At 61.7% G+C, this 24,920-nt stretch carries 27 protein-coding genes; 6 read left to right on the forward strand and 21 right to left on the reverse strand.

All coding sequences use genetic code 11. The annotated features are described in order from the left end of the window. Positions 1–88 precede the first annotated feature (88 nt). The 12 genes from lipA to E1K68_RS24315 all read right to left on the reverse strand — a co-directional run bounded on the left by lipA (position 89) and on the right by E1K68_RS24315 (position 11,493). Positions 89–1,090, reverse strand: coding sequence for a lipoyl synthase (gene lipA, locus E1K68_RS24260; protein ID WP_161794304.1), 1,002 nt, complete (start codon positions 1,088–1,090; stop codon positions 89–91). Positions 1,091–1,115: 25 nt separating this feature from the next. Further along, the gene (gene lipB / locus E1K68_RS24265; RefSeq protein ID WP_003194464.1) at positions 1,116–1,763 is read right to left on the reverse strand and encodes a lipoyl(octanoyl) transferase LipB; all 648 of its coding nucleotides are present in this window, start codon (positions 1,761–1,763) and stop codon (positions 1,116–1,118) included. Then, positions 1,763–2,038, reverse strand: coding sequence for a DUF493 domain-containing protein (locus tag E1K68_RS24270; RefSeq protein ID WP_003194466.1), 276 nt, complete (start codon positions 2,036–2,038; stop codon positions 1,763–1,765). The genes lipB and E1K68_RS24270 overlap by 1 nt, the downstream gene beginning before the upstream one ends. A gap of 85 nt (positions 2,039–2,123) precedes the next feature. Then, entirely contained in the window at positions 2,124–3,281 is a 1,158-nt protein-coding gene (locus E1K68_RS24275; RefSeq protein ID WP_003194468.1) for a D-alanyl-D-alanine carboxypeptidase family protein, read from the reverse strand. Between the two features lie 183 nt (positions 3,282–3,464). Beyond that, a complete protein-coding gene (locus tag E1K68_RS24280; RefSeq protein ID WP_014720084.1) occupies positions 3,465–4,469 on the reverse strand; it encodes a septal ring lytic transglycosylase RlpA family protein in 1,005 nt (334 codons plus the stop codon). Next, positions 4,469–5,479, reverse strand: a complete 1,011-nt coding sequence (mltB, locus tag E1K68_RS24285) for a lytic murein transglycosylase B (RefSeq protein ID WP_003194472.1) — start codon at positions 5,477–5,479, stop codon at positions 4,469–4,471. Before mltB ends, E1K68_RS24280 begins: the two co-directional genes overlap by 1 nt. A gap of 17 nt (positions 5,480–5,496) precedes the next feature. Beyond that, on the reverse strand, positions 5,497–6,600 hold the full coding sequence (gene rodA / locus E1K68_RS24290) for a rod shape-determining protein RodA (protein WP_044268991.1): 1,104 nt from the start codon (positions 6,598–6,600) through the stop codon (positions 5,497–5,499). A 31-nt stretch (positions 6,601–6,631) separates the two neighbouring features. Next, positions 6,632–8,530 carry a penicillin-binding protein 2 gene (gene mrdA / locus E1K68_RS24295; RefSeq protein ID WP_003194477.1) on the reverse strand — a complete coding sequence of 633 codons (1,899 nt, stop codon included), beginning with the start codon at positions 8,528–8,530 and terminating at the stop codon, positions 6,632–6,634. A gap of 15 nt (positions 8,531–8,545) precedes the next feature. Then, positions 8,546–9,013 carry a 23S rRNA (pseudouridine(1915)-N(3))-methyltransferase RlmH gene (gene rlmH / locus E1K68_RS24300; RefSeq protein WP_003176297.1) on the reverse strand — a complete coding sequence of 156 codons (468 nt, stop codon included), beginning with the start codon at positions 9,011–9,013 and terminating at the stop codon, positions 8,546–8,548. 9 nt (positions 9,014–9,022) lie between these two features. Then, positions 9,023–9,517 carry a ribosome silencing factor gene (gene rsfS / locus E1K68_RS24305; protein ID WP_003176298.1) on the reverse strand — a complete coding sequence of 165 codons (495 nt, stop codon included), beginning with the start codon at positions 9,515–9,517 and terminating at the stop codon, positions 9,023–9,025. Positions 9,518–9,583: 66 nt separating this feature from the next. Beyond that, complete coding sequence (gene nadD / locus E1K68_RS24310) at positions 9,584–10,228, reverse strand: nicotinate-nucleotide adenylyltransferase (protein ID WP_003194480.1); 645 nt, start codon at positions 10,226–10,228, stop codon at positions 9,584–9,586. Next, on the reverse strand, positions 10,228–11,493 hold the full coding sequence (locus tag E1K68_RS24315) for a glutamate-5-semialdehyde dehydrogenase (protein ID WP_003194482.1): 1,266 nt from the start codon (positions 11,491–11,493) through the stop codon (positions 10,228–10,230). Before E1K68_RS24315 ends, nadD begins: the two co-directional genes overlap by 1 nt. 175 nt (positions 11,494–11,668) lie before the next feature. Here E1K68_RS24315 and E1K68_RS24320 point away from each other — a divergent pair, with 175 nt between their 5' ends. Together E1K68_RS24320 and E1K68_RS24325 are read left to right on the forward strand one after the other, a co-directional pair. Beyond that, a complete protein-coding gene (locus tag E1K68_RS24320; protein ID WP_094774252.1) occupies positions 11,669–12,352 on the forward strand; it encodes a DNA-3-methyladenine glycosylase in 684 nt (227 codons plus the stop codon). A 156-nt stretch (positions 12,353–12,508) separates the two neighbouring features. Next, positions 12,509–13,825, forward strand: coding sequence for a bifunctional DedA family/phosphatase PAP2 family protein (locus tag E1K68_RS24325; protein ID WP_047711862.1), 1,317 nt, complete (start codon positions 12,509–12,511; stop codon positions 13,823–13,825). Here the strand turns inward: E1K68_RS24325 and E1K68_RS24330 are convergent. The 4 genes from E1K68_RS24330 to E1K68_RS24345 form a co-directional block, all read right to left on the reverse strand. Then, on the reverse strand, positions 13,819–14,034 hold the full coding sequence (locus E1K68_RS24330; RefSeq protein ID WP_019818751.1) for a hypothetical protein: 216 nt from the start codon (positions 14,032–14,034) through the stop codon (positions 13,819–13,821). The genes E1K68_RS24325 and E1K68_RS24330 overlap by 7 nt on opposite strands. Positions 14,035–14,134: 100 nt before the next feature. After that, complete coding sequence (locus tag E1K68_RS24335; protein WP_034133845.1) at positions 14,135–14,725, reverse strand: LON peptidase substrate-binding domain-containing protein; 591 nt, start codon at positions 14,723–14,725, stop codon at positions 14,135–14,137. A 22-nt stretch (positions 14,726–14,747) separates the two neighbouring features. Further along, positions 14,748–15,464 carry an LrgB family protein gene (locus tag E1K68_RS24340; protein WP_212614762.1) on the reverse strand — a complete coding sequence of 239 codons (717 nt, stop codon included), beginning with the start codon at positions 15,462–15,464 and terminating at the stop codon, positions 14,748–14,750. Further along, on the reverse strand, positions 15,461–15,814 hold the full coding sequence (locus E1K68_RS24345; protein ID WP_003194494.1) for a CidA/LrgA family protein: 354 nt from the start codon (positions 15,812–15,814) through the stop codon (positions 15,461–15,463). The genes E1K68_RS24340 and E1K68_RS24345 overlap by 4 nt, the downstream gene beginning before the upstream one ends. 184 nt (positions 15,815–15,998) lie before the next feature. Here E1K68_RS24345 and E1K68_RS24350 point away from each other — a divergent pair, with 184 nt between their 5' ends. The 3 genes from E1K68_RS24350 to E1K68_RS24360 all read left to right on the forward strand — a co-directional run bounded on the left by E1K68_RS24350 (position 15,999) and on the right by E1K68_RS24360 (position 19,040). Further along, positions 15,999–16,454 (forward strand): MaoC family dehydratase, encoded by a 456-nt coding sequence (locus tag E1K68_RS24350; RefSeq protein WP_003194496.1) that lies wholly within the window; start codon positions 15,999–16,001, stop codon positions 16,452–16,454. Between the two features lie 196 nt (positions 16,455–16,650). Further along, positions 16,651–18,369 carry a C13 family peptidase gene (locus E1K68_RS24355; RefSeq protein WP_212614763.1) on the forward strand — a complete coding sequence of 573 codons (1,719 nt, stop codon included), beginning with the start codon at positions 16,651–16,653 and terminating at the stop codon, positions 18,367–18,369. A gap of 29 nt (positions 18,370–18,398) precedes the next feature. Next, on the forward strand, positions 18,399–19,040 hold the full coding sequence (locus E1K68_RS24360) for an oxidoreductase (protein ID WP_014720096.1): 642 nt from the start codon (positions 18,399–18,401) through the stop codon (positions 19,038–19,040). Between the two features lie 144 nt (positions 19,041–19,184). Here the strand turns inward: E1K68_RS24360 and E1K68_RS24365 are convergent, their stop codons facing one another. The 4 genes from E1K68_RS24365 to E1K68_RS27970 form a co-directional block, all read right to left on the reverse strand. Further along, positions 19,185–19,469 carry a YceK/YidQ family lipoprotein gene (locus E1K68_RS24365; protein WP_120248839.1) on the reverse strand — a complete coding sequence of 95 codons (285 nt, stop codon included), beginning with the start codon at positions 19,467–19,469 and terminating at the stop codon, positions 19,185–19,187. Continuing rightward, positions 19,462–20,091 carry a flavin prenyltransferase UbiX gene (gene ubiX / locus E1K68_RS24370; RefSeq protein WP_003194503.1) on the reverse strand — a complete coding sequence of 210 codons (630 nt, stop codon included), beginning with the start codon at positions 20,089–20,091 and terminating at the stop codon, positions 19,462–19,464. Before ubiX ends, E1K68_RS24365 begins: the two co-directional genes overlap by 8 nt. Beyond that, the gene (gene mpl, locus E1K68_RS24375; RefSeq protein ID WP_212614764.1) at positions 20,088–21,437 is read right to left on the reverse strand and encodes a UDP-N-acetylmuramate:L-alanyl-gamma-D-glutamyl-meso-diaminopimelate ligase; all 1,350 of its coding nucleotides are present in this window, start codon (positions 21,435–21,437) and stop codon (positions 20,088–20,090) included. The genes ubiX and mpl overlap by 4 nt, the downstream gene beginning before the upstream one ends. Positions 21,438–21,546: 109 nt before the next feature. Continuing rightward, positions 21,547–22,242: a hypothetical protein gene (locus tag E1K68_RS27970; RefSeq protein WP_032901146.1), complete on the reverse strand. Its 696-nt coding sequence runs from the start codon at positions 22,240–22,242 to the stop codon at positions 21,547–21,549. Between the two features lie 109 nt (positions 22,243–22,351). Here E1K68_RS27970 and E1K68_RS27975 point away from each other — a divergent pair, with 109 nt between their 5' ends. Continuing rightward, a complete protein-coding gene (locus E1K68_RS27975) occupies positions 22,352–22,534 on the forward strand; it encodes a hypothetical protein (protein WP_122993380.1) in 183 nt (60 codons plus the stop codon). 363 nt (positions 22,535–22,897) lie between these two features. Here the strand turns inward: E1K68_RS27975 and E1K68_RS24385 are convergent, their stop codons facing one another. Beyond that, complete coding sequence (locus E1K68_RS24385; protein WP_212614765.1) at positions 22,898–24,808, reverse strand: sigma-54-dependent Fis family transcriptional regulator; 1,911 nt, start codon at positions 24,806–24,808, stop codon at positions 22,898–22,900. Positions 24,809–24,920: the final 112 nt, after the last annotated feature.

Raw genomic sequence — 24,920 nt, forward strand, 5'->3', positions numbered from 1 at the left:
CTCGGTGTATCAGTGACACCGAGGTGATGCTATCGCAGGCAAGCCAGCTCCCACACAAGCCCGCATTTCACATTGATTCTGGAGCGGCTTACGAAACCAGGCTCGCCTTGACCAGCTTGGCCTGCTCGTCGGCGTGGTACGAAGACCGCACCAACGGGCCCGAGGCCACGTTCTTGAAGCCCATCTTGTAGCCTTCCTCGGCGAACCAGGCGAAGGTGTCCGGGTGCACGAAGCGCTGCACCGGCAAGTGGCTGCGGGACGGTTGCAGGTACTGGCCCAGGGTCAGCATGTCGATGTCGTGTTCGCGCATGCGCTTCATGACTTCGATGACTTCTTCGTCGGTCTCACCCAGGCCCAGCATCAAGCCGGACTTGGTCGGGATGTGCGGCATCATCTGCTTGAATTTCTGCAGCAGGGTCAGCGACCACTGGTAGTCCGAACCCGGGCGCGCAGCCTTGTACAGGCGCGGCACGGTTTCCAGGTTGTGGTTGAACACATCCGGCGGCTCGGCGGCGGTGATTTCCAGCGCCACGTCCATACGGCCACGGTAGTCCGGCACCAGGGTTTCGAGCATCACGTTGGGCGACAGCTTGCGGATTTCGCGGATGCAGTCGGCAAAGTGCTGGGCACCGCCGTCACGCAGGTCGTCGCGGTCTACCGAGGTGATCACCACATACTTGAGTTTCAGGTCGGCGATGGCGATGGCCAGGCTTTCTGGCTCGTTGACGTCCAATGGCTTCGGACGGCCGTGGCCGACGTCGCAGAACGGGCAACGACGGGTGCAGATGTCACCCATGATCATGAAGGTGGCAGTGCCGCCAGAGAAGCATTCGCCCAGGTTCGGGCAGGACGCTTCTTCGCATACGCTGTGCAACTTGTGTTTGCGCAGCAGCGACTTGATACGGTCGACTTCCGGCGAAACCGGGATACGCACGCGAATCCAGTCAGGTTTCTTCGGCAGTTCGGTGGTCGGGATGATCTTGACCGGGATGCGTGCAACCTTCTCGGCGCCGCGCAGCTTGACGCCGGCTTCCACCTTGGCACGCGGGGCCGGGGCTGGACGCTCAGTGATGTCCAGCGTCGGGATCATGGTTTGCACAACATCAGTAGTCATATCAATCGATTCCGCCCGTCAGGGTCGTCTGCTCTGCATAGTCGAGGTGTTTGACGAGCTGCGCGCGCAGCCGGGCACTTACCTCGGCAAATTCTATGGATGTTGCATGGTCACTCAACTGGGTCATCGCAAGCCCGGCGTAACCGCATGGGTTGATGCGCCGGAACGGCGCCAGGTCCATGTCCACATTCAAGGCCAGGCCATGAAAGGAACAACCGTGGCGAATGCGCAGCCCCAGGGAGGCGATTTTCGCGCCATCCACGTACACACCCGGTGCATCGGGCTTGGCCACGGCGGTCACGCCGTAACTGGCCAATAGCTCGATCAGGCACGTCTCCATGCGGCTGACCAGGTCGCGCACGCCAAACCCCAGCTTGCGCACGTCCAGCAGCAGGTAAGCCACCAGTTGACCGGGCCCATGGTAAGTCACTTGACCCCCTCGGTCGACCTGCACCACCGGAATATCACCCGGCAGCAGCAAGTGCTCGGCCTTGCCAGCCTGGCCCTGAGTGAAGACCGGCGGGTGCTCCACCAGCCAGATCTCATCCGGGGCCGAGGTGCCGCGCTCATTGGTAAAGCGCTGCATGGCATGCCAGACCGGCTCGTAGGCCATCTGGCCGAGCTCGCGAAAGCCCAGAACGTGCGACATCACAGCACCATGTGCACGAAGCCGGTGGCCCGCAGTTCGCTGTTGATGTCGTAGAGCTGGTCTTGACCAGTCGCAACGATGTGCAACTGGATAGTCGTGTACTTACCGGTGGTGCTGGAGCGCTCATCCACCCGGTTATCGTTGATCGTCGCATGTTTACGCACGATCTCAAGAATCGTGTCCTTGCGGCCCACACCGGTGTCGCTGATTACCTTGATAGGATAATCCGTCACAGGGAATTCAATTTTTGGCGCTTTTACTTCTTTATCGGTCATGGCAGAACAGCCTCGTAAGCGCTAAGCCGTGGCGACGGGCAAAGCCCCGCGTTGGATCAACGCGGGGCTTTGCAGGTGCACACAATCAGTTGAACAAGCCGTAGAAGAATAGACGGATGCTATCCCATACGCGGCGGAAGATACCACCTTCCTCGACAGCGTCCAGTGCGATCAGGTCGGCGCTGTGCACCACCTTGTCGTCCAGCTTGACTTCAACCTTACCGATCACATCACCCTTGGCGATTGGCGCAACCAATTGCGGGTTCAGGGTCATGCTGGCGGCGAGCTTTTTGAGCTGGCCTTTAGGCATGGTCAGGGTCAGGTCGTCGGCCAGGCCGGCCTTGACTTGCGAAGTCGCGCCCTTCCACACCGGCGCGGTCGCCAGCTCAGCACCCTTCTGGTAGAAGGTCTGGGTTTCGAAGAAGCGGAAGCCGTAAGTCAGCAGTTTTTGCGTCTCGGCCGCACGGGCCTGTTCGCTGTTGGTGCCGAATACCACGGCGATCAGGCGCTGGCCATCACGTACGGCGGACGACACCATGCAGTAGCCGGCTTCGTCGGTGTGGCCGGTTTTCAGGCCGTCGACGGTCTTGTCGCGCCACAGCAACAGGTTGCGGTTAGGCTGCTTGATGTTGTTCCAGAAGAACTCCTTCTGGGAGTAGATCGCGTAGTGCACCGGGTCAACGCGGATGATCGCGCGCGCCAGGATCGCCATGTCGTGAGCCGACGAATAGTGCTCTGGGTTTGGCAAGCCAGTTGGGTTCATGAAGTGGCTGTTGGTCATGCCCAACTCACCGGCGGTTTTGTTCATCATGTCGGCGAAGGCGTCTTCGCTGCCGGCGATGTGCTCGGCCAGGGCGACGCTGGCGTCGTTACCGGACTGGATGATGATGCCGTGCAGCAGGTCGCTCACGGTGACTTGCGAACCCACCTTGATGAACATCCGCGAACCACCGGTACGCCAGGCGTTTTCGCTGACGGTCACCGGGTCGTTCTCGCCGATCTGGCCGCGACGGATTTCCAGGGTCGCGATGTAAGCGGTCATCAGCTTGGTCAGGCTGGCAGGCGGCAGGCGTACATCACCGCCGTTTTCGACCAGCACGTTGCCACTGGCGGCGTCCATGAGGACCCACGACTTGGCGGCCAGTTGCGGGGAGGCCGGCACCATTTCAACCGCCCAGGCGGCCGGGGTGATGATCAGCGAGATAAGCAGGCACGTGCGTTTGGCTAAGGTGGTGATGTTCATCCGTCTCTCGAAATTGCTTATGGAAACTTGCCCTCGCGGGCAAAACTATTCAGACAGCCCGCTTCCAGACTGTCACGTGTTCGGTTGCCTGCTCACCCCTTGCCCCTGGGTTTTTATTGTTCAACGAGCCAACAACCAGGGTTCAAGCGCGCAGGCGCGCCTGAGCCATCAAACCGTTACTGCTTATTCTGCGGTGACCACGCTGGGTTGCCCCAGGTTGGCCAGGCGTACGCTGTTCTGCACTTGCGCCACTTCGCTTGGCGAGCCGATCGGGCCCATGCGTACACGGTGCAAGGTTTGCTGGTTACGCACGATGGAGCTGATGAAGACTGGCGCGCTGACCATACCGCTGAGCTTGGACCTTAACAGTTCTGCCGCATCCGGGTTGGCGAAAGCGCCGACCTGCAGGTATTGCCCGCCCGCCATCGAGGCGCCCGGTGCCGCGTGAGGGACGACGACGGTATCCGGAGCATGTTGCGCCGGCGGCGGCGTCCACTGCTCGATCTTGCCGGTCGAGGCCGTCACTTGCGGTTGCGGGGTAGCCGGTTCGTTGAGCATCAACGGCGCCGGCTTGCCACGCTGGGCCCAGTACTGCGCCGGGTCGATGCCTTCGACTTTGACCCGTGCGGTGCCGGTTTCGGCGTAACCGAGTTTCTTGGCGGCCGCGTAGGACAAGTCGATGATGCGGTCCGAATAGAACGGCCCACGGTCATTGACCCGAAGGATCACGGTGCGATTGTTGTCCAGGTTGGTCACGCGCACATAGCTGGGCAGCGGCAGGGTCTTGTGGGCCGCGCTCATGCCATACAGGTCATACACTTCGCCGTTAGCGGTGTTCTGGCCATGGAACTTGGTGCCGTACCAGGACGCGGTGCCCGACTGCACGTAGGTTTTGGATTCCTGCAGCGGGAAGTAATTCTTGCCCAGCACGGTATAGGGGTTGGCCTTGTACGGGCCGGTGTGCAGGGTCGGCGTGGCGTCCGGGATCTTCGACACATCCACATCCCACCACGGCGCGCCGTCTTTGTGCGCGCGGTTGATGTCCAGGCCCGGCTGGGCGCGGACTACTGCACCGCCCGCCTTCTTGGCCGGCGCACGGTTAGGGGTGGTGGAACAACTGGCTACCAACAAGGACAACGCGGCGAACGCCACCAGCTTGAGCGGTTTTTTGAACGGCGATACCCGCATTACTTGTTGCCCCGTGCTTGAACCAGCTCATCTGACAGCTGATGCACGGCCATGGCGTACATCACACTGCGGTTATAACGCGTGATTGCGTAGAAATTCTTCAGGCCCATCCAGTATTCAGGGCCATTTGCACCTTCCAGGCGGAATGCCGTCACCGGCATGTCATCGCGTGGCGCATTCTGACTCGACCAGCCCAGCGCTCGCAACTCCCCAACGGTCTTGACCGGTTCGATACCTTGGGTCAGGCCTTCGTCGGCGCGCTCACCCGTGACATCGGCGCGGATAACCACCGGCTCGCCGCCAACCCAACCGTGGCGCTTGAAGTAGCTGGCCACGCTGCCGATGGCATCGTCGGGGTTGCTCCAGATATTGATGTGCCCGTCACCGTCGAAATCCACCGCATAGGCGCGAAAGCTGCTGGGCATGAACTGCGGCAAGCCCATCGCCCCGGCGTAGGAGCCCTTGAGGCTCAGCGGGTCGACCTGCTCTTCGCGGGCCAGCAACAGGAATTCGCGCAGTTCCTTGCGGAAGAACTCGGCGCGGGGCGGGTAATCGAAGCCCAGGGTCGACAAGGCGTCGATCACCCGGTAGCTGCCGGTGTTGCGCCCGTAGAAGGTTTCGATGCCGATGATCGAGACGATCACCTGGGCTGGCACGCCGTACTCCTGCTCGGCGCGAGCGAGGACTGCCTCGTGCTGGCGCCAGAAATCCACGCCGCGCGCGATGCGTGCATCAGTGAGGAACATCGGGCGATAGTCCTTCCACTGCTTGACGCGTTCGGCGGGCCGGGAGATGGCGTCGAGGATCGCCTGCTTTTTCTGGGCTTCACGGAACACGCCCATCAGTTGCTCACCGGCAAAACCGTAGTCGCGGGTCAGCTCACCGACAAATTCGGCAACCTGGGGAGAGCCATCGTAGTCACCGGCCCGCGCCTCTTGCGTTGCCCCCAGCAGCCCGATCAGGCCCATCCAGGTCGCATGCCGAGTCGCCCAGCCGCGCATTACTTGCATTGACATCTTCACCTTATTCAAACCTGTGCGATCCACTTGCGATGCGTATGAATCGACATCAAAACCCCAAACGCTGACAGCAATGTCACCAGCGAAGTTCCGCCGTAGCTAATGAATGGCAACGGCACCCCAACCACCGGCAGCAGGCCACTGACCATACCGATGTTGACGAAAACGTAAACAAAAAAAGTCATGGTCAGGCTGCCCGCGAGCAATTTGCCGAACAGCGTTTGCGCCTGGGCAGTGATCACCAGGCCGCGACCAATCAACAGCAGATAAATCAGCAACAACGCGCAAATGCCCACCAGCCCGAACTCCTCGCCCATCACCGCAATGATGAAGTCGGTGTGGCTCTCGGGCAAAAAGTCCAGGTGGGACTGGGTGCCCAGCAACCAGCCCTTGCCAAATACCCCGCCGGAACCAATGGCCGCCTTGGACTGGATGATGTTCCAGCCGGTGCCCAGCGGGTCGCTCTCCGGGTCGAGGAACGTGAGGATCCGTTGCTTCTGGTAATCGTGCATAAAGAAGAACCACATGGCCACTGCCACGGGCACGGCGGCGGCCAGCACGCTGAGGATCCAGCGCCAGCGCAATCCGCCCATGAACAACACGAACGCGCCACCGGCGAGGATCAGCAACGAGGTGCCCAGATCCGGCTGGCGCACAATCAGCACGAAGGGCACGCCGATCAGGATCAGGCTAATCGCCACATGCTTGAGCTGCGGCGGCAAGGTGCGCTTGGACAGGTACCAGGCAATGGTGGCCGGCATCAGGATCTTCATGAATTCCGACGGTTGGAAGCGAATCACCCCGGGGATGTTGATCCAGCGTGTGGCGCCCATGGCGTTGTGGCCCATGACGTCCACCACCACCAGCAGCAACACGCCGGCGACATAGCCCAAGGGCACCCAGCGCGCCATGAAGCGCGGCTCCAATTGGGCGATCACCACCATCGACAGCAAACCCAGGCCGAACGAGGACGCCTGCTTGATCAGCAGGTCCCAGTTCTTGCCGCTGGCCGAATACAGCACGAACAGGCTGCCGGCCGCCAGGGTCAGCAGCAGGATCAGCAAGGGGCCATCAATGTGCATGCGTTGCAGCAACGTCGCACGGCGACGCATCACATCTTCACTGGAGAGGATGCGGTCAAAATTACTCTTCACGGGCCGTAACCTCGGGGCTTGAAGGGGGGCCGCCATACTCGGGCTTGAGCCGGCCATCGTCGGCCAGCAGCCAGGCGTCCATCACCTGGCGTACCACTGGGGCGGCGACGCCGGAGCCGGACTCGCCGTTCTCGACCATCACGGCCACCACGATTTTCGGGTCTTCGGCCGGGGCAAAGCCGACAAACAAGGCGTGGTCGCGGTGGCGTTCCTGCACCTTGGAGCGGTCATACTTTTCGCCCTGCTTGATCGCGACCACTTGAGCGGTACCACTCTTGCCGGCAATGCGGTATTGAGCGCCAATTGCCGCTTTGCGCGCAGTGCCGCGAGCACCGTGCATCACCTGCTGCATGCCGTGGTTGACCTTGGCCCAATCGGACGGGTCACGCAGCACGATGTCCGGAATCGGATTGTCGTCCACCGGCTTTTCGCCTTCGATGGTCCTGGCCAGGTGCGGTCGGTTCCACACGCCTTTGTTCGCCACCAGCGCCGTGGCCTGGGCCAGTTGCAGCGGAGTGGCCTGCATATAGCCCTGGCCGATACCCAGGATCAGCGTTTCGCCAGGGAACCACGCCTGGCGACGGGTCGCACGCTTCCACTCCCGCGACGGCATCAGGCCGGGTGATTCTTCGAACATGTCCAGGGAGACTTTCTGACCGAGGCCGAACTTGCCCATATAGGCAGACAGCCGATCAATCCCCAGCTTGTGGGCCAGGTCGTAAAAATAGGTGTCGTTGGAGCGCATGATCGCGGTATCCAGGTCGACATAGCCGTCACCGGAGCGGTTCCAGTTACGGTACTTGTGGTCGTAGTTGGGGAGCATGTAATAGCCAGGGTCGTACACCCGGCTTGAGGCCGTGACCACGCCAGCATCCAGGCCGGCAATCGCCACCGCCGGCTTGATGGTCGAGCCCGGTGGGTACAGGCCGCGCAACACACGGTTGAACAGTGGCCGGTCGATGGAATCACGCAGCTCGGCGTAGGCCTTGAAGCTGATGCCAGTCACAAACGGGTTGGGGTCGAAGCTGGGCTGGCTGACCATCGCCAGCACTTCGCCAGTCTTCGGGTCCAGCGCCACCACGGCACCCCGCCGACCGCCCAGGGCCATCTCGGCAGCTTCCTGCAACTTGATGTCCAGGCTCAGGACAATGTCCTTGCCCGGCACCGGATCGGTGCGCTTGAGCACGCGCAATACGCGGCCACGCGCATTGGTCTCGACTTCCTCGTTACCTACCTGGCCATGCAACTCGGCCTCATAGAAGCGCTCGATGCCGGTTTTGCCAATATGGTGGGTGCCGCTGTAGTTGATCGGGTCGAGGGTTTTCAGTTCTTTCTCGTTGATCCGCCCCATGTAGCCAACGGAGTGCGCAAAGTGCGGCCCTTGCGGGTAATGCCGCACCAACTGCGCCACCACTTCCACACCTGGCAGGCGGAACTGGTTCACCGCAATGCGGGCGATCTGCTCTTCGGTCAGCTCGAACAGAATCGGCACCGGCTCGAACGGCCGGCGCCCCTGGCGCATGCGTTTCTCGAAGACCACCCGGTCTTCCGGCGTCAGTTGCAGCACCTCAACGATGACATCAAGGACCTGCTTCCAATCGCCGGAGCGTTCACGGGTCATGCTCAGGCTGAAGCTGGGCCGGTTATCGGCAACCACCACGCCATTGCGGTCGAAGATCAGCCCACGGGTCGGGGGAATCGGCTGCACATGCACCCGGTTGTTTTCCGACAGCGTGGAGTGATAGTCGTACTGGATCACCTGGAGGAAATACAGCCGCGCAATCAGCACGCACATCAGCACCACCACCAAAACAGCACCGAACACCACCCGCGCGCGTACCAGACGTGCGTCTTTCTCGTGGTCCTTGATGCGGATCGGTTGGGTCATCGGGGGCGGCGCAGACTATTTGTGGTAAGGGTGCCCGGACAGGACTGTCCAGGCGCGATACAGCTGTTCACCGATCAGAATCCTTACCAACGGGTGCGGCAACGTCAGCGCCGACAGCGACCAGCGCTGATCGGCCCGCGCACAGACTTCCGGCGCCAGCCCTTCCGGGCCGCCGACCATGAAATTGACCGTGCGCGAATCCAGGCGCCAGCGATCCAGTTCCACCGCCAGTTGCTCGGTGCTCCAGGGCTTGCCGTGCACTTCAAGGGTGACGATGCGCTCATTGGGGCCGACCTTGGCCAGCATGGCTTCGCCTTCCTGACGGATAAAGCGCGCCACGTCGGCGTTCTTGCCCCGGGTATTGAGCGGTATTTCCACCAGCTCAAGCGACAGCTCAGCGGGCAGACGCTTGGCATATTCGTGCCAGCCTTCTTCCACCCACTTGGGCATGCGTGAACCGACAGCGATCAGACGCAGGCGCACAGCCGTTCCTTATTCCTGGTCTTTGTTGAGCTTGTCGAAGTGCGCGTGGCCCACTTCCGGGCTGTGGTGCTTGCCATCGGCGGCACGGCTCTGCTCGGCGCCTTTCCACAGACGTTCCAGGTCGTAGAACTGGCGAGCGTTGGAGGTCATCATGTGAACGATCACATCGTCCATGTCCAGCAGCACCCAGTCGCTGTCGCCCTTGCCTTCTTCACCCAGTGGCTTGACGCCCTGGGCTTTGACGGCTTCGCGAACCTTGTCCAGCATCGCGCCGATCTGGCGGTTGGAGGTACCGGTGGCGATGATCATGAAGTCGGTGATGCTCTGCTTGTCGCGCACGTCCAGCACCTGGATGTCCTGGGCTTTAACGTCTTCCAGGGCAGCCACGGCGACTTTCACCAGCTCTTCGCCAGCCAGTTCCGGGCCAACATGGGCTTCAACCGGCAGCGGTGCGCTTTTGAAGGTGCCTTTGCGCTTAACTTTGCTTACGTCTTTGTTCGTCATATAAAACTCGTTTTGCTCGTATGTTCGGGCGCTTGCTGCACGGTTCGTGCGTTCAAGCGCGCCTTTTCAGTTCGACGCACGGTAAAGCCCGTGCGCATCGATGTAGGCCAGGACCGCGTCAGGCACCAGGAAACGTACCGACTTCCCGCTGGCCAGCAGTTGACGGATCTGGGTGGCAGACACCGCAAGCGGGGTCTGCCAGACGAATGCAATATTCCCGTTCGGCCCGGTCAGGGCCAAGGGGTCACTTACCGACCGCGCGGCCAGCAGGTTGCGCAAGGCATCCGGCGGTTCGCTGTCGGCATCCGGGCGTTGCAAAACCAGGATGTGGCAATGCTGGAGGAGTTCCTCCCAGCGGTGCCAAGAGGGCAGGCCGCAAAATGCGTCCCAGCCCAAAAGCAGAAACAGTGGGTCATCTGCGGCCAATTCGGCGCGCATCAGCTCCAGGGTGTCGATAGTGTAGGACGGTTTATCGCGCTTGAGTTCGCGATCGTCCACCACCAGCGGCGATATACCTTCTACGGCAACACGCACCATTTCCAGGCGCTGCTCTGCGGCCACCTGCGGCGTGTCGCGATGGGGCGGCCGAAAATTGGGCAGCAGGCGCAGCTCATCCAGCGCAAGGGCATCCGCAACTTCCAGGGCACTGCGCAAATGGCCGATGTGCACGGGGTCGAAAGTACCGCCGAGCAGCCCGATGCGTTTAGTCATCAAGTGCGCACATGACCGTCGCCAAACACCACGTACTTCTCACTGGTCAGCCCTTCCAGGCCCACCGGGCCGCGTGCGTGGAGCTTGTCAGTGGAAATACCGATCTCCGCCCCCAGGCCGTACTCGAAGCCGTCAGCAAAACGCGTCGAGGCGTTGACCATCACCGAAGCGGAATCCACTTCGTTGAGGAAACGCCGGGCATCGCTGAAATGCTCGGAAACGATGGCGTCGGTGTGCTTGGAGCCATAGGTATTGATGTGTTCGATGGCCTGGTCCAGGTCATCGACGATGCGGATCGACAGGATCGGGGCCGTGTACTCGGTGTACCAGTCCTGCTCGGTCGCCTCGATGACGTCCGCGCCCAGCAGCGCACGGGTGCGCTCGCAACCGCGCAGTTCTACCGACTTGTCACGGTAGATGGCGGCCAGCGGCGGCAGCACGCGCTCGGCAATGCCGACGTGCACCAGCAGGGTTTCCATGGTGTTGCACGGCGCGTAGCGGTGGGTCTTGGCGTTGTCGGCAATGCGGATCGCCTTGTCGAGGTCGGCGGCGATGTCGATGAACACATGGCAGACGCCGTCCAGATGCTTGATAACGGGCACCTTGGCATCGCGGCTGACGCGCTCGATCAGGCTCTTGCCACCCCGCGGCACGATCACGTCGACGAATTCCGGCATGGTGATCAGCGCGCCCACGGCAGCACGGTCGGTGGTTTCCACCACTTGCACCACTTCAGCCGGCAACTCGGCCACGGCCAGGCCCTGCTGGATGCAGGCGGCGATGGCCCGGTTGGAATTGATCGCCTCGGAACCGCCACGCAGGATAGTGGCGTTGCCCGACTTGAGGCACAGGCTCGCGGCGTCGATGGTCACGTTCGGGCGCGACTCATAGATGATGCCGATCACGCCCAGGGGCACGCGCATCTTGCCCACCTGGATGCCCGACGGCAGGTAGCGCATGTCGCGAATTTCACCGATGGGGTCAGGCAGCTTGGCCACCTGACGCAGGCCTTCGATCATGTCGTCGATACGTGCCGGGGTCAGCGCCAGGCGGTCCAGCAAGGCTGGCTCCAGGCCATTGGCGCGCCCATTGGCCAGGTCCAGTTCGTTGGCGGCGGTCAGCTCGGAGCGCGAAGCATCCAGAGCATCGGCAGCCGCCAGCAGCGCACGGTTCTTCTGCGCGGTGCTCGCACGGGCGATCAACCGCGAGGCCTGCCGGGCAGCGCGACCCAGGCGGGTCATATAGTCAAGAACGGACTCAGTCATGGTCAGGGAGTCTTGGCAAAGAGGAAAGCGGCAGATTATAGCTGTGACGCCGCCCGACTGACAGCGGTGAGGGGCGGATGGTCGAAATGAACTGTAAAAACCCCAGGTTCAGGCGTAATTAAGGTGAGAGTTGTTATGATTCGGTCACATTTAGCCGTATCTACCCTTGACCGCCATGCCCGACTTTTCGCCCCTGCTCCCCGCCAGCCCCCTGCCCGATAGCTTCTTCGACCGTGACGCCCAGCTGCTTGCGCGCGAATTACTCGGAAAAGTCATTCGCCATCGCGTGGGCGATCTCTGGCTTTCGGCGCGAATTATTGAAACCGAAGCCTATTACGTGGCCGAAAAAGGCAGCCACGCCTCACTCGGCTACACAGAAAAGCGTAAGGCTTTGTTTCTGGATGGTGGCCATATCTACATGTACTACGCCCGTGGCGGTCATTCGCTGAACTTCAGCGCCCATGGCCCGGGCAATGCCGTGTTGATCAAATCGGCCTATCCCTGGGTCGACGACATTTCCGGCGCGGCGAGCCTGGCACAGATGCTGTTGAACAACCCCAACCCCGATGGCAGCCCACGCCCCTCGCAAAAACTGTGTGCGGGCCAGACGCTGCTGTGCAAGGCCCTGGGCCTGAAAGTGCCGATGTGGGATGCCAAGCGCTTCGATCAGGAACTGCTGTATGTCGAAGACGTAGGCCAGGTGCCCACGCAGATTATCCAGACCACGCGCCTGGGTATCCCCAGCGGGCGCGATGAGCACTTGATGTACCGCTTCGTCGATGCTGGCTATGCGCCTTATTGCACGCGGAACCCGATGCGTCGGGGGCAGGTCGAAGGCCGGGATTATTTTTTGATTTAACGCGCGACACATCCCATGTGGGAGCTGGCTTGCCTGCGATAGCGGTGTGTCAGGCAACTTTCATGCTGGCCATGCCGCAGCCATCGCAGGCAAGCCAGCTCCCACAGTTGAATTTCACCGCCTCAAATTCTGTTTTGTATGCATGGAGTGGATTGTATGGGCCAATGGCTCGATAGCATCACCGGCTGGTTGACCCTCAACCCACAATGGCTGGCAGCGGCGGTGTTTATTGTCGCGTGTGTGGAGTGTCTGGCGATTGCCGGGTTGATCGTGCCAGGCACGGTATTGCTGTTTGCAATCGCTGCGCTGGCTGGCAGCGGTGCGCTGTCGCTGAGTGAAACCCTGCTGCTGGGCTTCCTCGGTGGCTTATTGGGCGACGGCGTTTCCTATTATCTGGGCCGCCATTTCCATCAGAACATCCGGCGCCTGCCCGGCCTGCGCCAGCATCCTGAATGGATGAACGGCGCAGAAACCTACTTCCACAAGTACGGGATTGCCAGCCTGTTGGTCGGGCGTTTCATCGGACCATTGCGCCCTATGCTGCCGATGGTGGCGGGTATGTGCGACATGCCCTTCCCGCGCTTCGCCGCCGTGAGCATCATTGCCGCAGCGGGCTGGACCGTGGCCTATCTGCTGCCGGGCTGGGCTGCCGGCGCCGCGTTCCGCCTACCGTTGCCGGAAGGCTTCTGGCCGGAAGCGGCGATTATCGCGGCGTGCCTGGCGGTGCTGCTGGGGCTGAGTTTGAACAGCAGTTGGCGCGGGCATCGGCGCGCCACCTTGTGGATCGGTTGCGCCAGCCTGGTGTTGTTAATCGCGTTGTTTATCGGCTATCCCCACCTCAATGACTTCGACCAGGGCCTGAGCGCCCTGGTGCAAGAGCATCGCAGCCCGTGGCTGGACGAAGTGATGGTACGGGTCACCCAACTGGGTGAGTTCAAGAAGATGTTCTTCGCCAGCGCGGTGTTCACTGGCCTGTTGCTGTTGGCACGGCAGTGGCGCCACGCGGTGTTTGTCGGCGCCACCCTCGCTGGCGCGGCAGTGATCAACACCGGCACCAAGCTGTTTTTCGCCCGTGGCCGCCCGGAAATCCTCACCGACCCGCTGACCAGCTTCAGCATGCCCAGCGGCCATGCCTCCGGTGCTTTTGCCTTCTTCCTGGCGCTCGCGGTATTGGCCGGTCGCGGTCAACCCACGCGGCTGCGCCTGACCTGGATGCTGCTGGGCTGCATTCCGGCGGCGTTCATTGCCTTGTCGCGGGTCTACCTGGGCGCCCATTGGCCCACGGACATCCTGGCCGGCACGTTGCTGGCCATGACCGTATGTGCGTTCAGCCTGACGGCCATCCAGTACCGCAGCCCATTGCCAGCCATGTCGCAAAAAGCCTGGTGGCTGGTGCTGCCCGCCGTGGTGGCCGTGCTCGGTTTTATCGCCTTTACCGGCACGCCCCACGCCCTGCTCAGGTACGCCTACTGACCCTTGGCCGGGCCGATCCAGTCCACGGAGGCGCTGCGCCGTTCAACGCAACGTTCGCGGCGCTCCAGTAACATCTCATCAGCCACTTCGGCGGCGCGCTCGGCGATGTACTCCGCGCCCCGCGTGGCTTGCTGCTGGAGTAATTGCGTGGTCACGCTGACAAAATAAGCGTCCCACGCCACTTGTTCCGAGGGTGTCAGCCGAATCATGGTTCTCTCCGATCATTGTTGTGTGATCGGAAAATAGTGCAGGCGACACCGTGGAGACGACCGAGCAAAGTCTGAAAGCTCTGTCAGGCAAATCCGAACCTCAGGTGAACAGCTCGCCCTGCAGTTCATCGAGCAACATCTGGATCGCATCCAGCCGTTGCTGTGGGTCGTCCAGTTGCAGCAAGTCGATTTTGTCGGCCTCGGTAAACGGCAGCAGATAGGCCAACCGGTTGCCCAGGGCTTGCTGGCCTTCGACGTCACCGCCCATGTCCAGCGAAGCCACCATCGGGTGCTCGGCCAGGGCCTCAAGCAACGCCAGCAAGTCGGCGTCTTCTTCGCCCAGCGGCTGGTCCGGCAACTCTTGCAGCCATTGCACGTCGGCCACCAGCAACTGGTCTTTTTGCACGCCAGCTTCACGCACGCGGAAACGACGGCCACCTTCGACGCGAATGCCCAGCAGGCCGTTCTCCTGCTGTTTGAAGTCACGAATCAGCGCTTCACAACCGACAAGCGCATAACCGTCAGGGGCCGCGCCCACCTCTGAGCCATCCAGGATGCACACCACACCAAAGCCTTCGCCCTTTTTCATGCAACGGCCGATCATGTCCAGGTAGCGCGCCTCGAATATCTGCAGGTCGAGGGTGCAGCCTGGGAACAGCACAGTGTTGAGGGGGAATAGCGCCAGACTCATAACGGTTTCCTTAAAACCTGGTTTAAACAATGACCGACACCGCCAACGGCAGGAACACCGCCGTGGCCACGCCCATCAAACTCATGGCCAGCGCCGCGAAGGCGCCGCATTCTTCGCTTTCCTGCAGGGCCACCGAAGTACCGACGGCGTGGGCGGTCATGCCCAAGGCCATGCCGCGCGCTTCGGGGCTGCGTACACCCAGGCGCGTCAAGAGCGCTGGGCCGATCATCGCGCCGACCACCCCAGTGAACAACACAAACACCGCCGCCAAGGCCGCCACGCCGCCGATCTGCTCGGCCACCAGCATGGCAATCGGCGAGGTCACCGACTTGGGCGCCATGGTCATCAGCACCCTGTGCTCGGCCCCGAACCACCACCCCAACGCCACACACAGGCCAGTGGCCAACACCCCGCCTACCACCAGCGTAGTAAAAATCGGCCAGAACAATTGCCGAATCCGTCGCAGGTTCAGATAAAGCGGCACGGCCAAGGCCACGGTCGCAGGCCCCAGCAGGATGCCCATGATCTCGGTGCTCTTGCGGTATTCGGCGTAACTCAGGCCGCAGGTGAGCAGCACGCCAATCACCAGCAACATCGACACCAGCACCGGCTGCAGGAAGATCCAGCGGGTTTTCTCGAACCCCGCCAGCACCAGTTGATAGGCGCCCAGGGTAATACCGATACCGAACAGCGGATGATGAATGACCGCCGTCCAGGCGCCCTGCCAGTCAAGGATCATTGGTCCTTCTCCTTTCGCTTGACCATCTGCTGCATCAGCACACCGACAAAGCCCATGGCGATCACCAGCGACAACACCAACGCCCCGACGATGGCCCAGAAATCCGCCACGATGTCTTTGGCATACACCATCACTCCCACGGCCGGCGGCACCAGCAGCAGCGGCAGGTAACGCAACAGGCTGCCGGCCGCCAGGCTCAGGGGCTCGCCGACTTCACCGCGCCAGACCAGAAAGCCCAGCATCAGCAACAAGCCGATGATTGGCCCAGGCAGCACCGGCACCAGCAAATGATTGATCGCGGTGCCGATCAGTTGAAACAGCACCAGCCAAGTCAGGCCACGTAACAGCATCCCGCTCTCTCCCCCTCAAATCCCGCGCGCATTATAAGCACGCCCGCCCTATGCTCCGGCATTCGCCAAAAGCATGTTGGGTTGACCGGGCTGATTGCCCGTGATGATCTACAGTGGTTCTCTGCAACCAAAAAAAACGCCCCTTATCAACGGGCACATAAGTGATGAACCAAGGAGAGACGCAATGCCCTATGTACCCGTAGCGCAGCTCAAAGATTACGTCGGCAAGGAACTGGGACGTTCCGAATGGCTCACCATCGACCAGGCACGTATCAACCTCTTCGCGGAAGCCACCGGCGATCATCAGTTCATCCACGTCGACCCGGTCAAGGCCGCGCAAACCCCGTTCGGCAGCACCATCGCCCATGGGTTCCTGTCGCTGTCGCTGATGCCCAAGCTGATGGAAGACATCCTGATCATGCCCGAAGGCTTGAAGATGGCCGTCAACTATGGCCTGGACAGCGTGCGCTTTATCCAGCCGGTGAAAGTGAACTCCAAGGTGCGCCTGAACGTCACCCTCACTGACGTCACCGAGAAGAAGCCCGGCCAATGGCTGTTCAAGGCCACCGCCACCCTGGAAATCGAAGGCCAGGAGAAGCCGGCTTACATTGCCGAGTCACTGTCACTGTGCTTCGTATAACCACCACACCCCCACTGTAGGAGCGAGCTAGCTCGCGAAGGCCGTCAACGATAACGCGTGCTGGCTGAATAAATGCGGCGCCTGTGAGTTTTTCGCGGGCAAGCCCGCTCCTACAGGTAATGGATCCTGCACATAGACCACTAGGTTCGGCACCCCGGCTACGGCATACTCGGCGCTCAATTATCCGGATCCCGCTATGCGCCCACTCGCTCCCCTTGCCCTTGCCCTGTTGCTCACCGCTTGCGGAGACGGCGAATCGCTGTTGCCGCCCGATGCGCGCCTGCCCGATGGCGGCCGCTACCGTGGCGATGTGGTTAACGGCTTGCTGCAAGGCCAAGGCCGTGTGGACTACCCCAATGGCAGCTGGTACGCCGGCCAGTTCGACAAAGGCCAGTGGCACGGCCAGGGCGAATGGCATGGCAGCAATGGCGAAGTCTATAAAGGCGAATTCAAGCAGGGCCTGTTTGATGGCCAGGGCAGCCTGACCACTTCGGGCAGCAGCTACGTGGGCGGCTTCAAAAACGGTCGACGCAACGGCGAAGGCACCCTCAAAGAGGGGCAGATGACCTATCGCGGCGAATTCCAGGACGACCAGTACTCAGGCCTCGGCCGCCTGGAGTTGGCCGACGGCAGCCAGTACCAGGGCCAGTTCGCCCACGGCAAGCCCAATGGCGAAGGCCAGCGCAATGACGACAGTGACAACCAGTTCAGCGGCCGTTTTGTCGATGGCCAACTGGAAGGCAATGGCACCTTCAACAGCGCCGAGGGCGATATCTATGTCGGCCAATTCAAGCAGAACCAGCTCAACGGCAAAGGCCGCTATGAGAACGCCGACGGCGATGTGTGGATCGGCCAGTTCAAGGAAGGCGCGCTGACCGGAAGAGGCGAATTGATCGGGGTCGATGGCAGCCACTATGTCGGCCAGTTCAGTGACTGGCGCTTTACCGGCGAAGGGCGCCTGAACCTCACCGATGGCAGTTTCTATATCGGTGGCTTCGACAGCGACAACTATCAAGGCCGTGGCACGCTCGTCCTCACCGACGGCACCGTGCAGTCCGGCACCTGGGTCAACGGCCTGCGCGTGCGCGACGCCGAGGGCAAGCTGCTGCCCGACCCGTTGGAGACCGGCATACTGGCCCAAGGCCGCTTGCTCGACGACGCCCTGGCGGCCGTACCGGCGTCCACCCCGGCCGTGGAGCTGTACTCCTTGGTGCTGGCGGGCGACGGCAAGCAAAGCGTGTTCTTGCGCGAGGCCGATTACGTCAGCAATCTGCTTGCCACCCGCTTTGGTGCTCGCGGACAGGTGCGCCTGGTCAACCACCGCGACCACATCGCCGACCGCCCCCTGGCCACTCGCGAAAGCCTGCGCCGCTCGGTACAAACCCTGGCCGAACGGACCGGGCCGGAAGACCTGGTGTTCATTTACATGACCAGCCATGGCACCCATGAGCATGAACTGGTGCTCGACCAACCGCGCATGGAACTGGCCGACCTGCCCGCCGATGAGCTGGCCGCTGTGCTCGCACCACTGAAAAACCGTGACAAGGTCATCGTGATCTCCGCGTGTTACTCCGGCGGCTTCATACCCGCACTCAAAGATGAGCGCACCCTGATCATGACCGCCTCCCGCGCGGACCGCGTGTCGTTCGGCTGCTCGGAAGAAGCAGACTTCACCTACTTCGGGGATGCCCTTTTCGCACAAGCTTTCAACCAAACGGACGATTTGCAACACGCCTTCAAACTGGCACAACTGCACGTGGCCGAACGCGAACAGGCGGACAATTTCGAAGCCTCCGAACCGCAGATCTGGGCGCCTAAGGGCGTGATCGCCCATTGGCAATTATTACGTAAACAGCAGGCACGAAAGGCGCTCGAAAGCGTCTCAATGAATAGCAAGGAAGCCAAAGGCAACTAAGCTGTAACGTGTAACAAGGGGGAAACACCATGTACCTGACACCGCAGCATATCTTGCTGGCCGGGGCCTCCGGCCTCACTGGCGAACACCTGCTCGACCGCCTGCTCAACGAACCCACCGTGACCCGCGTGCTGGCACCCAGCCGCAAACCATTGGCTGAACATCCACGCCTGGAAAACCCGGTGGGCGACCCGGCGGTGTTCCTGCCGCAACTGAGCGGCCGCGTGGATATTGCCTTCTGCTGCCTGGGCACCACGATCAAAAAGGCCGGCTCGGAAGCGGCCTTCCGTGCGGTCGACCTGGACATGGTGGTGGCTTTCGCCAAGCGCGCACGGGAACTGGGCGCGCGGCATCTGATCGTGATCAGCGCAATTGGCGCCGACCCGAAATCCTCGGTGTTCTACAACCGGGTCAAGGGGGAAATGGAACTGGCGCTCCGAGCGCAAGACTGGCCGCAGTTGACCATCGTACGTCCGTCGCTGCTGCTGGGCGAACGACTGGAGCCGCGCCTGGCCGAGCAGTTAGCCGGGCCTTTGTCACGGCTTATTCCGGGCAAGTACCACGGTATTGAAGTCTGCGAACTGGCCCGCGCCATGTGGCGCCTGGCGCTGGAAGAACAGGATGGCGTGCGGGTGGTGGAGTCGGACGAGTTGCGCAAGCTCGGCAAGTAATGATGCAGGTCTGGTACTGATCGTTCCCACGCTCTGCGTGGTAACGCCGGTTATGACGCTCTGCGTCATGCTTGGGACGCGGAGCGTCCCCGACTGCATTCCCACGCGGAGCGTGGGAACGATCCAACCCAGGCAGCCACTGTCTTACAGCCCGCCCGTAGCGTTGAAGCCCACACCCAGCACCGTCAACACCGACAGTGGCAACAACAAAGTATCGAGCAACGCACTAGCCGGCAGGTCGAGATGGGGATAGCTCGGGGCCTCGGCACCAAAGCGGTCCTTGGCGCAGCAGCCACCATTGATCGCGTACAGATCCAGCCGCGTGCCGGCATACACCACCGGTGCGCCCGCTTGCGCCGCATCCAGCGTGCGCGCCGTGGCGCAGCCGGTAAGTTGCAGCGCCATCAACAGCAGCAGCGCTTTATTCATCGCCGCCCAGATGGTGCTCACCCCAACGCGGCAGCATGTCCTGGGGAATGTTCAACAGGTTGAGAATGCGCGCCACCACAAAGTCCACCAGGTCATCGATGGTCTGCGGCTGGTGATAGAAGCCAGGCGACGCGGGCAGAATGGTCACGCCCATATTCGACAACTTGAGCATGTGCTCCAGGTGAATGCTCGAATACGGCGCTTCGCGCGGCACCAGGATCAATTGGCGGCGCTCCTTCAGGGTCACGTCTGCCGCCCGTTCGATCAGGTTATTGCAGGCGCCCGTGGCAATCGCCGACAAGGTGCCGGTGGAACATGGCACCACCACCATCGCCGCCGGCGCACCGGAGCCTGAAGCCACCGGCGACATCCAGTCCTCTTTGCCGTAGACCTTGATCTGCCCCGCCGCCGCACCGGTGTACTCGGTAAGGAACGCCTGCATCGTCTGCACCTTGGACGGCAGCGCGACATCGGTCTCGGTCGCCAGCACCAACTGCGCCGCCTTGGAGATCAGAAAATGCACCTCACGGTCTTCACGCACCAGGCAATCGAGCAGGCGCAGGCCATAGGGCGCACCGGATGCGCCGGTCATCGCCAGAGTAATGCGTTCCGGCCCGCTCATTTCAGTGCCTCGGCCAGCTTGCCGTGCAGGCCGCCGAAGCCGCCGTTGCTCATGACCACCACGTGCGTGCCGGGCTGGGCCAAGGACTTCACCTGCTCAATGATGCCTTCGAGCGAATCGCAGACTGTCGAGGGTACGGTGCACAGCGCAGCAGTCGCGGGCAAATCCCAGCCAAGGTTGGCCGGTGCATACCACACCACCTGGTCGGCATCGTTGACGCTTTCAGGCAGGCCATCACGGTGCGCGCCGAGCTTCATGGAGTTGGAACGCGGTTCGACGATGGCGATGATCTGCGCATCGCCCACGCGCTTGCGCAGGCCATCCAGGGTGGTGGCAATTGCGGTTGGGTGGTGGGCAAAGTCGTCGTAAATGGTAATCCCCTTCACGTCGGCGACTTTCTCCATGCGCCGCTTCACACTCTTGAATGCGCTCAAGGCGGCGATGCCCATGGCCGGCACCACGCCGACATGCCGAGCGGCAGCCAGGCTCACCAAGGCGTTGGCCACGTTGTGCTGGCCAGTCATGCCCCAGTCGACGATGCCTTGGGCCTGGCCTTCGAACAGCACTTCAAACCGCGAACCGTCGTCGCTGAGCAACCTGGCCTGCCACTGCCCACCCGCGCCGGTAGTTTGCACCGGGGTCCAGCAGCCCATGTCGATCACACGCTGCAACGCAGGCTCGGTGGTGGGATGAATGACCAGGCCTTCACTGGGAATGGTGCGCACCAAGTGATGGAACTGCCGCTCAATCGCCGGCAGATCGGGGAAGATATCCGCGTGATCAAACTCAAGGTTGTTGAGGATCGCCGTGCGCGGGCGGTAGTGGACGAACTTGGAGCGCTTGTCAAAAAAGGCGCTGTCGTATTCATCGGCCTCGATCACAAAAAACGGTGTCTCACCCAGGCGCGCCGACACCGAGAAGTTCTGCGGCACACCGCCAATCAGGAAGCCCGGGCTCATGCCCGCATGTTCCAGCACCCAGGCCAGCATGCTGCTGGTGGTGGTCTTGCCGTGGGTACCCGCCACTGCCAGGACCCAACGGCCTTGCAGCACATGGTCGGCCAGCCACTGGGGGCCGGAGACGTAAGGCAAGCCATTGTTCAGTACGTATTCCACCGCCGGGTTGCCGCGCGACATAGCGTTGCCGATGACGACCAGGTCCGGCACCGGGTCGAATTGCGCGGGGTCGTAACCTTGGGTCAGCTCAATCCCTTGCGCCTGTAGCTGCGTGCTCATGGGTGGATAAACATTGGCATCGGAGCCTGTTACGTGATGGCCCAGCTCTTTGGCCAGAACCGCCATCGAACCCATGAACGTACCGCAGATACCCAGAATATGAATGTGCATAGTCGACCTCGTAAACATCGAGGCAGGTTAGCGTAGGGTGGGAAAGTTCGCACGCATTAGCTGAGGGCGAAACGCCCGCCGGTAGGATCCGGCGGGCAAAAGGGATGACTTAAACCTTGGTGCCCGCGTTGTTAAGCTCAGCGCCTTTCAAGGTCATGATTCGGTCAGCGGTTTTTTTCAAGGCGTGGTACCGACGCTCGATCGCGCCTAAGCGGCCACCGGTACCAGGGGACGTTTGCGACTCGACGTGAGGTTTGAAAATCAGCTCGTTGTCCTCGGCCAGTTGTTTCATATGGGTTTCTGAAACGTCCAGTAACTGCTCAAGGTTACTCATGCGTGCGCCGCGCTCCTTGGGCCAGTCGTCGCCCATGACAAGCCGGTCTCCGGTATTTCCCGCCAGCGTGATGATGAGATTGGCAAACTCCACCATCACTTTTTCTATGCGATCCAGATGGCGTGTGGCCCCAGGCGCAGGCTCATCGGGTGTGGATGGCGTAACGGCTGGCGGCGCTGGCTTCTGATCGGCCTGCACAACGCCAGGCAAATGCGGTGGCGGTGGCGCCACTGGCGACGGTACGTATTGGCCCTTGATCGCTTCCCCCGCAGCCACGGACCCGGCATATGCGCCCACATTGATCGGCGCGCTGACCATGCCATTGATGCCTGCGTTGATGAACGCGTCCTTAATCATCTTGCCGGTAGAGGGCGATGTAGAAATAACGCCCGCCTTGACCAGCCTGTCGGCATCCAACAGCCGCTGGGTGACATCGGCCACACTGACCTTGGGCGATTCCGCCGGCTTCAAAGGGATGGTCCCACCGACAGGGGGTGTCTGAGGCCCCTTGGTCAGCGCGTCCTTGAGCTTACTGGCAGTCGACTGGCCTGAACTGCCCGCGGTCACACTGGTGCCAGGGATGACCTCGTTTGTCGTCGGTTTTTTCCCTCCCGCCGGGGTTTGGGGCCGGGTGGGCGTGGGACTGACCGGGGCAGGCGGTACCCTGGGCGACGGCGTAGGCGACACGGGAGGCGTGTGCCGGGACCCGCCCCCGAATATCCGGCCGAAGATTCCACGCTTGACGCGCACCTTTGGCGTTTGATCTGCCTGCGGCTCAGACAGCTGCGTGCCAGGCTCAGGCTCAGGCTCAAGGGGGTGCATCGGTTCGCCCCAGCCCGCCATTAAGGGTTGCGGTGCAGACGTGGGCGTAACATCAAGTTGAACAGGGAGTTGTGGCACAGGAGTCGTTATTGGACTTGTAATATTCATGTGTTGTCACCCTAGAAGTTTCAAACAACGGTGTTTAAGGGCAAGTGATGCTCTGCCCTTATTCCATCAGTGCTTAAAACAACGCGCCACGTTCCGGGACGACGTGAGTGCGTAGAGCGATAAAAAACCTTAAATCACGTGGGACGAAAAACAAGTAGTTCGCAATAACTGAGTTATTCCGACAACTGTCGCGCCCCTAATGCATAACCTCCCGTGAAATCCCATGTTTGCGTAACTTGCGGTACAGCGTATTGCGACTGACGCCCAACTGTTCAGCCACATGGCTCATATGCCAGCGCTGCTGCGCCAACGCGTTGAGTAATGCCTGGCGCTCGGCGCTCTCCAGCGGCGAGGCGCACGGCGCATCCCCCCTCTCCCCCTGGGGCCGCACCTGTCGAATCAACGCCGGCAAGTCCTCAAGCCCGACTCGCCCGCCCTCACAAAGCGCCACGACTGTGCGCAACACCGTACGCAACTGCCGCAGGTTTCCCGGCCAATGGAATGCCAACAAGGCTTGGCGCGCAGGCTCGTCGAGCATCACCTGCTCGGTGCCCGCCTCTTGGGCCAGGAGGAAGTCCAACAGTTGCGACTTGTCAGTGCGTTCGCGCAACGGCGGCAGCGCCACTTCCAAGCCGTTCAAACGGTAATACAGGTCTTCGCGAAAGCTGCCATCGGCCACACGCTCCAGCAAATTGCGATGCGTGGCGCTGATGATGCGCACGTTCACAGCTTGGGGTTCACCACCGATAGGCACCACCAGGCGGTCTTCCAGCACCCTTAACAGGCGGGTTTGCAGCGCCAGGGGCATGTCGCCGATTTCGTCGAGAAACAGCGTGCCGCCGTCGGCCTGCTGCAGCTTGCCGCGCATGCCTTCTTTAAGGGCTCCGGTGAAACTGCCGGCGCGATAGCCAAACAGTTCGCTCTCGATCAGGTTTTCTGGAATCGCCGCACAGTTCAGTGCGACAAAGGCCTTGTCGCCCCGCTGGCTGGATTGATGAACGGCCTTGGCGAAGGCCTCTTTACCGCAGCCGGTTTCGCCATTGATCAGCAATGGCACGTCGCGCTCGAACACTCGCGAGGCCTTGCGCAGCTCATTTTGCAACGTCGGGTCGCCCAGGCAGATACCCAAAGGCCGTGGCGCCTGCGGCTTGACGAACGGGGCGGGCGCACTGCGCGGCTGGCCTCGCAGCGCTGCAAATAGAGGGCGACCATCGCGGGTACGCAGCGGCCAACTGGCCGTGGCATTGGCGCTGGCCCGCCCCAGCAACTGGTCCAGGGAACAGTCGAAAAACGCTTCCACCGGCTGGCCCACCAAACCGCCGCGCAACTGCCCCAACAGGTTCAAGGCGCTCTGGTTGACCGCACAAATGCGCCCTTCGCCATCAAACGCCAATAGCCCTTCGCTGAACAACCCGACCGACTCGGCCTGCAGGTGAAAACGCAACAGCCAGTGGTGTTCGAAGTGGCGCAGGAAGTAGCAACTTTCGATCATCTTGGCCGACAGGTTCACCAACGCCATGGTGTGGAACTGGCTCTGGCGCGACACGGCTTCGCGGGCCGAAGACACATCCAGCACCGCCAGCAATTCACCATGAGGATCGAACACCGGGCTCGCCGAACAGGTCAGCCCGGTATGGCGGCCGCGAAAGTGTTCGTCACGGTGGATCGTCAACGACTGCCGTTCTACCAGGCAGGTGCCGATGCCGTTGGTGCCTTCGCAGGCTTCGCTCCAGTCAGCGCCCAGCCATAAGCCAGCGCGCTCGAAGATCTTGCGCTCCGACGGCGCGGTGACACAGTTGAGGATCACCCCACGCGCATCGGTGAGCAGCACCGCGTGACCGGCGCCGGAAAGCTGTTGATGCAGGCTGTTCATTTCGCTGCCGGCGATGTGCAGCACTTGGCGCAGGCGCTCGCGACTTTCCAGCAGGCGCCCGTGTTCGAGCACGGTGGGCGCGATGGTCAGCGCCGGGTCGAGGTGGTAGTCCTCCACACAGCGCAGCCAGGAGCGGGCGATGGACGGGGCGCTGCCCGGCCCCTGGGAAAGCTCTTGGCCCCGGGTGACGGTCAAGACTTGCTGGGCATGGCGACTGAAATGATCGTTATGCATGTTCTTATTATTCTCCCTGCGTGAGAACGCCCAGCATCCCCCAGCCATCCGGCCATTGCAATCCCGGCCCGACCCACCGGTCACAGGCTGTACCATTTATGGCACAAACTGT

Source organism: Pseudomonas sp. B2021 (genome assembly GCF_018135665.1).
Classification (GTDB): Bacteria; Pseudomonadota; Gammaproteobacteria; order Pseudomonadales; family Pseudomonadaceae; genus Aquipseudomonas; species Aquipseudomonas lactis.

What these genes read in the sequence shown, in the direction of transcription:
- mrdA (WP_003194477.1), bottom strand. Translation starts at nt 8,530, where the DNA reads ATGACCCAACCGATCCGCATCAAGGACCACGAGAAAGACGCACGTCTG.
- mpl (WP_212614764.1), bottom strand. Translation starts at nt 21,437, where the DNA reads ATGCACATTCATATTCTGGGTATCTGCGGTACGTTCATGGGTTCGATG.
- E1K68_RS24280 (WP_014720084.1), bottom strand. Translation starts at nt 4,469, where the DNA reads ATGCGGGTATCGCCGTTCAAAAAACCGCTCAAGCTGGTGGCGTTCGCC.
- E1K68_RS24330 (WP_019818751.1), bottom strand. Translation starts at nt 14,034, where the DNA reads ATGATTCGGCTGACACCCTCGGAACAAGTGGCGTGGGACGCTTATTTT.
- E1K68_RS24325 (WP_047711862.1), top strand. Translation starts at nt 12,509, where the DNA reads ATGGGCCAATGGCTCGATAGCATCACCGGCTGGTTGACCCTCAACCCA.
- lipA (WP_161794304.1), bottom strand. Translation starts at nt 1,090, where the DNA reads ATGATCCCGACGCTGGACATCACTGAGCGTCCAGCCCCGGCCCCGCGT.
- E1K68_RS24340 (WP_212614762.1), bottom strand. Translation starts at nt 15,464, where the DNA reads ATGATCCTTGACTGGCAGGGCGCCTGGACGGCGGTCATTCATCATCCG.
- E1K68_RS24385 (WP_212614765.1), bottom strand. Translation starts at nt 24,808, where the DNA reads ATGCATAACGATCATTTCAGTCGCCATGCCCAGCAAGTCTTGACCGTC.
- E1K68_RS24355 (WP_212614763.1), top strand. Translation starts at nt 16,651, where the DNA reads ATGCGCCCACTCGCTCCCCTTGCCCTTGCCCTGTTGCTCACCGCTTGC.
- E1K68_RS24320 (WP_094774252.1), top strand. Translation starts at nt 11,669, where the DNA reads ATGCCCGACTTTTCGCCCCTGCTCCCCGCCAGCCCCCTGCCCGATAGC.
- E1K68_RS24345 (WP_003194494.1), bottom strand. Translation starts at nt 15,814, where the DNA reads ATGCTGTTACGTGGCCTGACTTGGCTGGTGCTGTTTCAACTGATCGGC.
- E1K68_RS24360 (WP_014720096.1), top strand. Translation starts at nt 18,399, where the DNA reads ATGTACCTGACACCGCAGCATATCTTGCTGGCCGGGGCCTCCGGCCTC.
- E1K68_RS24275 (WP_003194468.1), bottom strand. Translation starts at nt 3,281, where the DNA reads ATGAACATCACCACCTTAGCCAAACGCACGTGCCTGCTTATCTCGCTG.
- rodA (WP_044268991.1), bottom strand. Translation starts at nt 6,600, where the DNA reads ATGCGTCGCCGTGCGACGTTGCTGCAACGCATGCACATTGATGGCCCC.
- E1K68_RS24350 (WP_003194496.1), top strand. Translation starts at nt 15,999, where the DNA reads ATGCCCTATGTACCCGTAGCGCAGCTCAAAGATTACGTCGGCAAGGAA.
- mltB (WP_003194472.1), bottom strand. Translation starts at nt 5,479, where the DNA reads ATGCAAGTAATGCGCGGCTGGGCGACTCGGCATGCGACCTGGATGGGC.
- E1K68_RS27975 (WP_122993380.1), top strand. Translation starts at nt 22,352, where the DNA reads ATGACCTCGTTTGTCGTCGGTTTTTTCCCTCCCGCCGGGGTTTGGGGC.
- rsfS (WP_003176298.1), bottom strand. Translation starts at nt 9,517, where the DNA reads ATGACGAACAAAGACGTAAGCAAAGTTAAGCGCAAAGGCACCTTCAAA.
- E1K68_RS24365 (WP_120248839.1), bottom strand. Translation starts at nt 19,469, where the DNA reads ATGAATAAAGCGCTGCTGCTGTTGATGGCGCTGCAACTTACCGGCTGC.
- nadD (WP_003194480.1), bottom strand. Translation starts at nt 10,228, where the DNA reads ATGACTAAACGCATCGGGCTGCTCGGCGGTACTTTCGACCCCGTGCAC.
- ubiX (WP_003194503.1), bottom strand. Translation starts at nt 20,091, where the DNA reads ATGAGCGGGCCGGAACGCATTACTCTGGCGATGACCGGCGCATCCGGT.
- E1K68_RS24270 (WP_003194466.1), bottom strand. Translation starts at nt 2,038, where the DNA reads ATGACCGATAAAGAAGTAAAAGCGCCAAAAATTGAATTCCCTGTGACG.
- E1K68_RS24315 (WP_003194482.1), bottom strand. Translation starts at nt 11,493, where the DNA reads ATGACTGAGTCCGTTCTTGACTATATGACCCGCCTGGGTCGCGCTGCC.
- E1K68_RS24335 (WP_034133845.1), bottom strand. Translation starts at nt 14,725, where the DNA reads ATGAGTCTGGCGCTATTCCCCCTCAACACTGTGCTGTTCCCAGGCTGC.
- lipB (WP_003194464.1), bottom strand. Translation starts at nt 1,763, where the DNA reads ATGTCGCACGTTCTGGGCTTTCGCGAGCTCGGCCAGATGGCCTACGAG.